Source organism: Streptomyces muensis, assembly GCF_021474425.1.
Lineage (GTDB): Bacteria > Actinomycetota > Actinomycetes > Streptomycetales > Streptomycetaceae > Streptomyces > Streptomyces muensis.
This window is the reverse complement of sequence record NZ_JAKEIP010000263.1, coordinates 1-11,062: the sequence shown is the minus strand read 5'-3', so window position 1 is coordinate 11,062 and position 11,062 is coordinate 1. Positions and strand designations below refer to the sequence as shown.

The 11,062-nt window shown below is 70.6% G+C and carries 10 protein-coding genes; all 10 read left to right on the top strand.

Annotated features, from left to right (window positions below; translation table 11 throughout):
* On the top strand, nt 1-1,216 hold a 1,216-nt coding region (locus L0P92_RS36640), incomplete at its 5' end, for a penicillin acylase family protein (protein ID WP_234767382.1).
* Between the two features lie 52 nt (nt 1,217-1,268).
* Nucleotides 1,269-1,841, top strand: coding sequence for a GNAT family N-acetyltransferase (locus L0P92_RS36635; protein ID WP_234767383.1), 573 nt, complete (start codon nt 1,269-1,271; stop codon nt 1,839-1,841).
* Nucleotides 1,842-1,851: 10 nt separating this feature from the next.
* A complete protein-coding gene (locus L0P92_RS36630; protein WP_234767381.1) occupies nt 1,852-2,337 on the top strand; it encodes a cupin domain-containing protein in 486 nt (161 codons plus the stop codon).
* Nucleotides 2,334-3,110: an SDR family NAD(P)-dependent oxidoreductase gene (locus tag L0P92_RS36625; RefSeq protein ID WP_234767380.1), complete on the top strand. Its 777-nt coding sequence runs from the start codon at nt 2,334-2,336 to the stop codon at nt 3,108-3,110. Before L0P92_RS36630 ends, L0P92_RS36625 begins: the two co-directional genes overlap by 4 nt.
* A gap of 364 nt (nt 3,111-3,474) precedes the next feature.
* On the top strand, nt 3,475-5,292 hold the full coding sequence (locus L0P92_RS36620; RefSeq protein ID WP_234767379.1) for a copper resistance CopC/CopD family protein: 1,818 nt from the start codon (nt 3,475-3,477) through the stop codon (nt 5,290-5,292).
* Between the two features lie 486 nt (nt 5,293-5,778).
* Nucleotides 5,779-7,092, top strand: a complete 1,314-nt coding sequence (locus L0P92_RS36610; protein WP_234767378.1) for an ABC transporter substrate-binding protein — start codon at nt 5,779-5,781, stop codon at nt 7,090-7,092.
* A 42-nt stretch (nt 7,093-7,134) separates the two neighbouring features.
* Entirely contained in the window at nt 7,135-8,124 is a 990-nt protein-coding gene (locus L0P92_RS36605; RefSeq protein ID WP_234767377.1) for a carbohydrate ABC transporter permease, read from the top strand.
* Nucleotides 8,121-9,008, top strand: coding sequence for a carbohydrate ABC transporter permease (locus L0P92_RS36600; RefSeq protein WP_234767376.1), 888 nt, complete (start codon nt 8,121-8,123; stop codon nt 9,006-9,008). The genes L0P92_RS36605 and L0P92_RS36600 overlap by 4 nt, the downstream gene beginning before the upstream one ends.
* A 64-nt stretch (nt 9,009-9,072) precedes the next feature.
* The gene (locus tag L0P92_RS36595; RefSeq protein ID WP_234767375.1) at nt 9,073-10,392 is read left to right on the top strand and encodes a glycoside hydrolase family 36 protein; all 1,320 of its coding nucleotides are present in this window, start codon (nt 9,073-9,075) and stop codon (nt 10,390-10,392) included.
* The coding region (locus L0P92_RS36590; RefSeq protein ID WP_234767374.1) for a beta-galactosidase at nt 10,389-11,062 on the top strand (674 nt) is incomplete at its 3' end. The genes L0P92_RS36595 and L0P92_RS36590, both read left to right, overlap by 4 nt.

Below are 11,062 nucleotides of genomic sequence, written 5' to 3'. Positions count from 1 at the left end.
GCCGGAGGGGTTGCCGGACGGTCTGGAGGAGGGTTTGCAGGAAGGATTCTCCAGCGAGCTTCCGGACGCCCTGCCGGTCGCCGTCGCGCTCCGCTACCCGCCCCGCGTCACCTCCGACCTCGGCTTCGGCGCCCTCCTCCCCCTCCTCCGCGCCCGCCGTGTCGCCGACGTCGACCGTGCCGTCGATCTCTGGGCCGAGCCCGTCAACGTCGTCCAGGCCGCCGACACCAAGGGCGGTCTGCTGCACCGCGTCGCCGGGAGGGTGCCGGTGCGGTCGGCGGCCAACCGGGTCCGGCTCGTGCCCGCCTGGGAGCCCGGCCACGACTGGCAGGGATGGCACGGGACGCCCCGGGGCGGGCTCACCGACGGCGTCGCCGCCATGGCCAACCAGCGCGGCCTCGCCGCACCCCTGGGCGTCGAGTTCGCCCCGCCGCACCGCGCCGACCGCATCACGGCCCTGCTGGGGGAGAAGGAGCACTGGACGGCCGCCGACATGCCGGCGATCCACATGGACACCCAACTGGCCTCAGCAGCACCGCTGTTGGACCTCCTGGCCACCGTGGAGGACCTCACCCCCGAGGGCGCCCGCATCCGCCGGACCCTCCTGAACTGGGACCGCCACATGGACGCGAGCAGCGCGCCGGCGGCCGTGTACGCGGCCGTGCGCGCCGAGGTCGTACGGCGCATCGCCGCGCACCCGGCCTTCGCCGCGCTGTCCGCCCCGCCCGCCTACCCGGAGGTCCTCCTCCCCTGGCTGGCCCTGCTCCCCCGGGTCGGCTTCGCCCTGGAACACCTCCTGCGCGCCGAGGAGTTGTACGGCATCGACCGCGCCGAGGTCGTCCGCGCGGCGGTCGAGGAGGTGGCGGCCCGGCCCACCGGCGCAGGGCGCGGCACCTGGGGCGACACCCACCGCCTCGCCCCCTGGCGGGCGCTACCCGACCCGTCGTACGACGCACCCGGCCTCTCCGGCGACCACGACTGCGTGCTGTGCACCTCGGCCGTCCCCGGCCTCACCGACCTGAGCGCACGCGGCCCCGCCGCCCGCTACGTCTGGGACCTGGCCGACCGCGAGGCCAGCCTCTGGGTGGTCCCGCTCGGCGCCTCCGGCATCCCCGGCTCGCCCCACCACCGCGACCAACTCCCCCTGTGGCTGGCGGGAGACCTGGCCCCGGTCGCCACCGACTTCACCAAGCTCCAGAAGGAATCCGATGTCTGAGCAGACCGACCAGACCGACCAGACCGACCAGGCCGGGCAGACCGAGCAGGCCATGCAGACCGTGCACGAGGAGCATGTCGACGGCTTCGGCACCGTCCGTATCCGCCCCCTCGACCCGCACGGCGACGCCGCACTCGTCCACGGCTGGGTCAGCCAGGAACGGGCCTCCTTCTGGGGCATGAACGGCCTGACCAGGGACCAGGTGGCCGGGATCTACGCCCACATGGACACGCTCGAGACCCACCACGCCTTCCTCGTCCTGCGCGACGCCACCCCGGTCGCGCTGCTCCAGACGTACGAGCCGGAGGCGGACCGCGTCAGTGAGTGCTACGACGTCCAGCCCGGCGACATAGGCGTCCACCTGCTGCTCGCCCCCGCCGGCCCCGAGGGCGGGCGACCCGGCTGGACCTCGGCGCTGCTGGGCGTCGTGTCGTCGTACGTCTTCCGGACCCTGGACCGCCGGCGGGTGGTCGTGGACCCGGACGTGCGCAACGACAAGGCCGTAGCGCGCTTCCTCAAGCAGGGCTTCACGGCCGGCCCGGTGGTCGTGCTGCCGGAGGTGGACCTGCCGGACGTGTACATCCCGGAGAAGAAGGCCCAACTCGCGTTCCTGAGCCGGGGGTAGCCTTCCGGGCGTGACTCCGACGCCGACTCCGGAAGAACTCGTCGCGCACTACTCCCTGGAGCCGATCCCGCGCGAGGGCGGGCTGTTCCGGCAGACCTGGGCGGGCCCGGAGCGCCCCGACGGCCGCCCGCAGGGCACGGCGATAGTCGTCCTCCTCACGGCGGACGACTACTCGGCCCTGCACCGCCTGCCGTCCGACGAGGTCTGGCACTTCTACCTCGGCGACCCCCTGGAGATCCTCCTCCTCGCCCCGGACGGCACCTCCCGCACCACCGTCCTCGGCCCCGACATACCGCGCGGCCAGCACATCCAGCTCACCGTCCCGGCCGGCACCTGGATGGGCGCACGGGTCGCGGCAGGCGGCTCCTGGACCTTCTTCGGCTGCACGATGGCGCCCGGTTTCACCTACGAGAGCTATGAGCACGGCGACCTGGCGGACCTGACGGCGCGCTATCCCGCCGAGGCGGCCCGGATCGCGGAACTGTGCCGCCCATGACCGAACTCCCAGGACTCCTCGAAGGACAGGTCGCGCTGGTCACGGGCGCGGGCGGCGGCATCGGACGGGGGATCGCGACGCGGTTCGCCGAGGCGGGCGCGGCGGTCGTACTGCATTGCCGTACGGCGGTTGAGGCGGCGTCCGAAGTGGCGCGCGCGGTCCGGACGTCGGGTGGGCGGGCCGTGGTGGTGCAGGGCGATCTGAGCGACGAAGACGTGTGCCGGCGGGTGGTGGGGGAGGCCGCCGAGTGGGGTGACGGGCGGCTGACGGCGCTGGTCAACAACGCGGGGGTGCAGCCGACGCGGGAGCTGCGGGGCATGTCCCTGGCGCAGTGGCGGGCGGTCGTCGACACCAACCTCTCGAGCATGTTCGCCTGCACGCAGGCCGCCGCTGAGATCATGCGGGCGCAGGACGGCGGCGGTTCGGTGACCCACATCGCCTCCATCGAGGCGAGCCACCCCGCCCCGCTGCACGCCCACTACTCCGCGTCCAAGGCGGCGATCGTGACGCACGCCAGGGCGGCCGCCCTGGAATACGGCCCCTTCGGAATCCGCGTGAACACGGTCTCGCCCGGCCTCATCCACCGGGAGGGCCTGGAGGAGGCCTGGCCGGAGGGCGTCCGGCGCTGGGAACGGGCGGCGCCGGTCGGGAGGTTGGGTCGGGCCGAGGACGTGGGGGACGCGTGCGTGTTCCTGGCATCGGGGCTCGCGTCGTGGGTCTCCGGGCACGATCTGGTGGTGGACGGCGGGGTGTCGGCTCGGCCTACGTGGTGAGCGGGGTCGGTTCTTCAGGGGGCCGCCGACGATATCGGGGACGCTGCGGAGACTCGGTTCCTCGTGGCCTTGGCCGAGGGCTGATCCGCCTGGTGGCTGTGACCGGATCCGCCCGGCGTCACCAGCCGACTCGACGGGACCTCGTCGAGCCGCACCCGGCCCAGGCCGAACGCCCCGATCTCGTCCGCGCTCCGGCGCGCGGGCGCACGCCGTACCAAGTAGGTGAGCGTGGCACCCTTCGCATCCGTAAGTAACTCCGAGGTGGACCGACCGACGACGGAGATGTGGCGTGAGGTGCGATGGCGGAGGGCCGGGGCGTCGAGGGTGCAGCGGGCGGCGAGGGCGACGGGGGCTTCAAAGGCTGGTGTTGCTGGGCACCCTGCTGGTCCTGTTCCTCCTCGGCGGCACGGGACCGGCATCCGCTCACGCCGCCCTCCGCGCCAGTGACCCCGAGGACGGAGCCCTCCTCAAGTCGGCCCCCCGCCACCTCACCCTGACCTTCACGGAGTCCGTCGGGCTGCTCGACGACTCCTTCCGCGTCCTGGACCCCGAGGGGCGCCGCCTGCGGACGGGCGAGCCGGCCCACACCCCGGACAGCAGCCGGACCGCCCGCGTGACGCTGCCGGGGAAGCTGGCGCAGGGGACGTACACCGTGGCCTGGCGGGTGGTGTCGGCCGACAGTCATCCGGTCTCCGGCGCGTTCACGTTCTCCGTCGGGAAGGCCTCCGTCACCACGGCCACCGTGGACCCGGGCCCCGTCGAGGACCCGGCGACCAAGGGCCTCTACAACATCGCCCGCTACCTCGCCTACCTCGCCGTCGCCCTCCTCATCGGCACGGCCACCTTCATGGCGCTGTGCCGTCCGCCGGAGGCGCCCCTGCTCCGTACGCTGCTGACGGCGAGCTGGTGGACGCTCCTCGGTGCCACCCTCGCCCTGCTGGTGCTGCGCGCCCCGTACGAGACCGGCGAGGGGCCCCTGGGGTCGCTGGAAGTCGACTCCCTCGGCCGGACCCTGAGCAGCCGGCCGGGGGCCGTCCTGCTGGCGCGGCTGGGGCTCCTGGCGGTGGTGGCCGGGTATCTCGTACGGCTGGGCAGGCGGCGCAAGCCGTACGGCTGGGGCGGCGCGGCTCTCGCCGTCGGGCTCGCCGTGACCTGGGCCGCCGGCGAGCACGCCTCCGCGGGCATCCAGGTGCCGGTCGCGATGACGTCCTCGGCGCTGCATCTGCTCGCCACGGCGGTGTGGCTGGGCGGGCTCGTGGCTCTCCTCGTGACGCTGTACCGGGCCCGCCTGACCCCGGCCGCGGTGACCCGCTTCTCCCGGCTCGCCTTCGCTTCCGTGACCGTCCTTGTCGTCACCGGCGTCTACCAGTCCTGGCGCGGCCTCGGCTCGTGGGACGCCCTCACCGGTACGACGTACGGCAGGCTCCTGACCCTCAAGCTGGCCGCCGTGGCCCTGCTCCTCGCGGCGGCCGCCCTCTCGCGACGCTGGACGGCCCGGCTGGCGACGACGACGGCGGACGGGGAGGCGGCGGCCGACGGGGAGGCGGCGGTCGTACAGGAGCAGGAACCGGAACGGGAGCGGGACCGCGAGCGTGTCCCGGAGGCGGTCGGCGGACCGGTGGTCGGTGGACCGGCAGTCGGTGGGCCCGCGCTTCCCGAGCCGCCGGCACCGGCCGTGGCCGACGTACCCCCTCCCCCCGACCCGCACCGCCGTGCCCTGCGCCGTTCCGTCCTCGCCGAGGTCGCCGTCGGGGCCGTGGTGCTGCTGGTCACCACGGTCCTCACCAGCACGCTGCCCGGGCGGGCGGAGGCCGACGCGGCGGCGGGGGCGCCCGCCGTGGTCGGGGCCTCCGTCACCAACGTCCCCTTCGACGTCGGCACCCCCGGCGGCCACGGCAAGGTGCAGGTCACCCTCGACCCGGGGCGGGTCGGCGACAACTCGATCGAGGCGCTGGTCTACGGCCCCGACGGCGGCGTGTCCATCGTCCCCGAGCTGCGGATCTCCTTCACCCACCCGGCCAAGGACATCGGCCCCCTCGACGCCGGACTCACCGACAAGGGTGGCTACTGGGGCAACAGCTTCCTCAACCTGCCCATCGCCGGGACGTGGGAGATGAAGGTGACCGTGCGGGTCTCGGAGGTGGACCAGGTGAGCGAGACCCGGACCGTGGTGGTGCGCTAGCTGTACTCGGCCGGGAGGTTGGTGACACGCCCGCTACCGGCTGTTGATCATGAAGGGGCCTCCGGGCGTAGTGGAGATTGCCGTCTTCACTCACCTCGGAGGCCCTGGTGGCCCACGCTGACGCCCGGCTGACCTTTCACGGCAGATGCCTGCTGGTGCGTCGTGTTGTCTTCGACCGGCGTCCGTCCGCTTGTGCCGGTCAGGCCGCCCGGCGGTCGCCCTGGCAACACCACGACCGGCTCGGCCCCACCCCGCCCCGCTCCACCCCGGCGGAGCTCCTCCGCCACGGTTCGGTCAACACAGTGTTGAAGCCCGGTTCGAGATGTCGGTCACGTTTCCAAAACGGCGATCGACATCTCTTGACGCATGACCTGACAAACGGCTGTTATTGCGCCACCGTGTTCGGTCAAGTTGATTTCTGATCGGTTACGACGGACTTCGACACGCCCAACCCTCATGATCGAACCCTGCCACCAGGAGCCGTAGATGCCGCACCTCTCCCCCTCCGGTCTCTCACTGCCTTCGCCCAGCCGTCGCTCCCTGCTGCGCGGCATAGGCGGCGCCGCCGTACTCGGCGCCGGAATCCCGTTGCTGAGCGCCTGCGGCGGCAGCGGCAGTGCGAGTGACCCGAAGACCGTCAGCCTCGGCTCCAAGGCGTCCGACCCGGTGCCGAAGAAGGCGTTCGCCGACATCTACGCGGCCTACAAGAAGAAGACCGGCATCACGGTCGACGTGAACACCAAGGACTCCAACACCTTCCAGGAGCAGATCAACTCCTACCTCCAGGGCACGCCGGACGACGTGTTCACCTGGTTCGCCGGCTACCGGATGCAGTTCTTCGCGGCCAAGGGACTGGCCACGCCGATCGACGACGTCTGGAAGACCATCGCGGGCAACTTCCCCGAGGCGATGCAGAAGCTGAGCAAGGGCGAGGACGGCAAGTACTACTTCGTGCCGCTGTACACCTACCCGTGGGCGATCTTCTACCGGAAGAGCGTCTTCAAGGAGAAGGGCTACGAAGTCCCCACCAAGTGGGACGACTTCGTGGCGCTGTGCAAGCAGATGAAGAAGGACGGCCTCACCCCGATCGCCTTCGGCGACAAGGACGCCTGGCCCGCCCTCGGCACCTTCGACCAGATCAACTTCCGCCAGAACGGCTACGACTTCCACGTCGAGCTGATGGCCGGCAAGGCCTCCTGGACCGACGCCAAGGTGCGCAAGGCCTTCGACCTGTGGGCGGAGATCCTCCCCTACCACCAGGAGGGCGCCGTCGGCCGCACCTGGCAGGACGCGGCCCAGACGCTCGCCTCGAAGAAGGCCGGCATGTACCTCCTCGGCACCTTCGTGGCCCAGCAGTTCACCGACAAGGCCGCCCTCGACGACCTCGACTTCTTCGCCTTCCCGGAGATCGACCCGGCCTACGGCCAGGACACCGTCGAGGCGCCGACCGACGGCTTCATGATGAGCAAGAGCCCGAAGAACAAGGCCGAGGCCGTCAAGCTCCTGGAGTACCTGGGCACCCCGGACGCCGAGGACATCTACCTCAAGTCCGACCCCAGCGTGGTCCACGCCTCCATCAAGGCCGACACGTCGTCGTACACCCCCCTGCAGAAGAAGGCGTACGACATGATCTCCGGCGCCAAGTCCCTGACGCAGTTCATGGACCGTGACAGTCGGCCGGACTTCACCTCGACGGTGATGCAGCCCGCGCTCCAGAAGTTCATCCGCGACCCCAAGGGCGTCGACAGTCTGCTGTCCTCGATCGAGCGGCAGAAGAAGACGATCTTCGCGTCCGGCTGACCCGGCTGATCCCCACAGATACGGCTGACACGGCTGATTCACATGACTACCGACATCACCAAGGAGCACCCGGAGGCGGCCGCCGTGCCGCCTTCGGGCGCTGCCCCCGCCGAGAACAACCACAAGAAGGTGCCTCAAGGGCACAAGCGTCTGCTGACGCGTCGGGACCGGTTCACGCTCGGTCTGATGGCGGGTCTGCCGACGATCCTGCATATCGCGCTGGTGTGGGTGACGGCGCTGGCGTCGATCGCGCTGGCGTTCACGACCTGGGACGGGATCGGGTTCGACTCGATCAAGTGGGTCGGGCTCGAGAACTTCAAGGTGCTCTTCGAGCAGAACCCGCAGTTCTGGCCGGCCGTTCAGCACAACGTCATCTGGTTCGTGGTGCTGATCGTGATCCCGACGCCGCTGGGGCTGTTCCTGGCGGTGCAGCTGGACAAGAAGATCCGCTTCAGCAGGGTGTACCAGACGGCGTTCTTCCTGCCGGTCGTGCTGTCCATGGCGGTCATCGGGTTCGTCTGGCAGTTGATCTACAACCCGGACACCGGGCTGATCAACAGCATCATCGGGGCGAACGAGCCGGGCAAGTACATCGACTGGATCGGTGACCCGGATCTGAACCTGTGGGCGATCCTGGTGGCCGCGTCCTGGCGGCACACCGGCTACATGATGATCCTCTATCTGGCCGGTCTGAAGGGTGTCGATCCCTCGCTGCGGGAGGCCTCCGCGCTGGACGGGGCGAACGAGTGGCAGACGTTCAAGAACGTCATCTTCCCCACCCTGCGGCCCACCAACACGGTCGTCCTGGTCGTGACGATCATCGAGGCGCTGCGCGCCTTCGACCTGGTGTTCGTGTTCAACAAGGGTGCCGAGGGCACCGAGCTGCTCTCGATCCTGGTCACCAACAACATCATCGGCGAGTCCAGCCGTATCGGTTACGGCTCGGCCATCGCGGTCGTGCTGCTGCTGATCTCCCTCGTCGTGATCATCCCGTATCTGGTGGCCACCTTCCGGAAGGAGCGGCGCGCATGAGCACCGGCACCGTCGCGCTCAAGAAGAGCGCTCCCGTCCGCCCCGGCCGGATCCTGCTGCACCTGTTCCTGGCGTCGATGGCGCTGGTGTGGATCGGTCCGCTGGCGTGGGCGATCTACTCGGCGCTGCGGCCCTATGCGGAGACGAGTGAGAAGGGGTATGTGTCCTGGCCGGACACGTTGAACTTCGACAACTTCACCAACGCGTTCACGCAGTCGGACATGAGTCACTACTTCGTCAACACGATGATCATCGCTGTGCCGGCGGTGCTGTTGACGCTGTTCCTGTCCTCGATGGTGGCCTTCTATGTCAGCCGGTTCGACTTCCGTCTCAACCTGGCGCTGCTGCTGGTGTTCACCGCCGGCAACCTGCTGCCGCAGCAGGTCATCATCACCCCGCTGTACCGGCTGTATCTGCTGATCGACCTGCCCGGTATCACCATGAGCGGCAAGCTCTACGACTCCGCGCTGGGGCTGGTGCTGATCCATGTGGCGTTCCAGTCGGGGTTCTGTGCGTTCGTGCTGAGCAACTACATGCGCAGCCTGCCGCACGAGCTGACCGAGGCCGCCCTCGTGGACGGGGCGTCGGTGTGGCGGCAGTACTGGCAGATCGTGCTGCCGTTGTGCCGGCCGGCGATGGCGGCGCTGGCGACGTTGTTGTCCATCTGGATCTACAACGACTTCTTCTGGGCGCTGGTGCTGATCTCGACCGGTGAGAACATGCCGATCACCTCGGCGTTGAACAACCTGACCGGCGCGTACTTCACCGATCCCAACCTGGTCGCCGCGGGTGCTCTGCTGACCGCGATCCCCACGCTGATCGTGTACTTCGTGCTCCAGCGGCAGTTCGTCAGCGGCCTCACCCTCGGCGCCAACAAGGGCTGACGGCCGCACAACAGGGGCCGGCGGCTGCCCGAGCCGCCGGCCCCCTTCTTGAAAGAGACCCCCCGTGCACCACCTCTTCACCCCCGTCGCCTCCGTGCCCGTGGACCCCCGCAAGGCCCGTGTCCACGAGGAGGGCTGGCAGTCCTGGAGCCCGAGCGGCGCCTACGCCCTCGGTGACAAGCCGTACCGCCCGACCAACGACAACTGGGCGACGGTCTGTTACCGGCCCGGCGTCACCGTCCCCGAGTGCACTTTCCAGGGCGAGGGCCTGCTGGCGCTCGACCCCGGTGACGGCTCGCCGGTCCGTCTGTGGGCGGCGGTCGATCCGGTGCGTGAGGTGCCGTCGATCCGGCTGGTCGTGACGGACGGCGCCGTCGCCGAGGTCAGCGCCGACGGCCCGGTGAAGGAGTGGACGGGCACCACCGTCCAGTCGGTGCTCGGCGACTGGGCCGACAGCCTCCAGCTGCCCGCCCCGCGTCCCGCGCCGACGGTCTGGTGCTCCTGGTACGAGTACTTCACCGCCGTCACCGAGGACGACATCCACGAGAACCTCCGTGCGATGGACACCCTCGACCTGCCCATCGACGTCGTCCAGATCGACGACGGCTACCAGAAGGCCCTCGGCGACTGGCTCACCCTCTCCGGCCGCTTCCGCTCCCGCGCCGGCATCGCGGACGCCATCCGCGCGCGGGGCCGCCGCGCCGGCATCTGGACGGCACCCTTCCTCGTCGACCCGGCGAGCGACCTGGCCGCCGAGCACCCCGAGTGGCTGGTCCGCGACGCGGACGGCGGCTTCACGCACGCCGGCCGCAACTGGGGCCACGACCTGCGCGTCCTGGACACCACCCACCCCGAGGCGGCGGCGTATCTGACGGACGTGTTCCGCACGCTGCGCGCCGAGGGCTACGACTACTTCAAGGTCGACTTCCTCTACGCGGGCGCCCTGGACGGCGTACGGCACGACCGGGACGTCGACGCGCTGACGGCGTACCGCACGGGCATCGAGCTCATCCGCGATGCGATCGGCGCAGACGCCTACCTGCTGGGCTGCGGAGCGCCCCTGCTCGCGTCCGTCGGCCTGTTCGACGCGATGCGGGTCAGCCCCGACACGGCCCCGCACCGCCGCCCCGAGGCCGACGACTACAGCCAGCCCGGCCAGGACCCCGCCGAGTTCACCGGCGCCGGCCGCCAGTGGCAGCACGGCCGGCTCTGGATCAACGACCCCGACTGTCTGATGGCCCGCCCAGCCGTCGAGACCCGGGAACGGTGGGCCGCGCACGTCGAGGCGACCGGCGGCCTCATGGCCTCCAGCGACCGGCTGCTGTCCCTGGACGAGTGGGGTGTGGCCACCACTCGCCGGCTCCTCGGCGGAGGTGCCCGATGAAGCGCGAACTCTCCGTCCCCGGCATCGCCTACGGCGGCGACTACAACCCCGAGCAGTGGCCCGAGGAGGTCTGGGCCGAGGACATGCGCCTGATGCGCGAGGCCGGGGTCACCATGGTCAGCGTCGGCATCTTCTCCTGGGCGCTGCTGGAGCCCAAGGAGGGCGCGTACGACTTCTCCCTCCTGGACAAGGTCCTCGACCTGCTGCACGGCCACGGCATCGCGGCCGACCTCGCGACCCCGACGGCGGCGCCCCCGGCGTGGTTCTTCAAGGCCCACCCCGAGGCGCTGCCCGTCGACAAGGACGGCCGGAGGCTGTCGTACGGCAGCCGTCAGACGTTCTGTGCGAGCAGCCCGGCGTACCGCGAGGCGGCGCTGCGGATGGTGGGGGAGATCTCCCGGCGGTACGCGGACCATCCGGCGGTGGCGATGTGGCACGTCCACAACGAGTACGGCTGCCACAACGCCGAGTGCTACTGCGACGAGAGCGCGGCGGCGTTCAGGCGGTGGCTGCGCGCGCGGTACGAGGACGACCTGGACGCCCTCAACGACGCCTGGGGCACCCGCTTCTGGAGCCAGTGGTACTACGACTGGGACGAGATCCTCCCGCCCCGCCCCACCGGCGCCAGTCCAGCTGGTGGGTGGGGTTGGGGACGGCGCCGCTTCTCCAG

What these genes read in the sequence shown, in the direction of transcription:
- L0P92_RS36635 (WP_234767383.1), top strand. Translation starts at nt 1,269, where the DNA reads ATGCAGACCGTGCACGAGGAGCATGTCGACGGCTTCGGCACCGTCCGT.
- L0P92_RS36600 (WP_234767376.1), top strand. Translation starts at nt 8,121, where the DNA reads ATGAGCACCGGCACCGTCGCGCTCAAGAAGAGCGCTCCCGTCCGCCCC.
- L0P92_RS36605 (WP_234767377.1), top strand. Translation starts at nt 7,135, where the DNA reads ATGACTACCGACATCACCAAGGAGCACCCGGAGGCGGCCGCCGTGCCG.
- L0P92_RS36610 (WP_234767378.1), top strand. Translation starts at nt 5,779, where the DNA reads ATGCCGCACCTCTCCCCCTCCGGTCTCTCACTGCCTTCGCCCAGCCGT.
- L0P92_RS36625 (WP_234767380.1), top strand. Translation starts at nt 2,334, where the DNA reads ATGACCGAACTCCCAGGACTCCTCGAAGGACAGGTCGCGCTGGTCACG.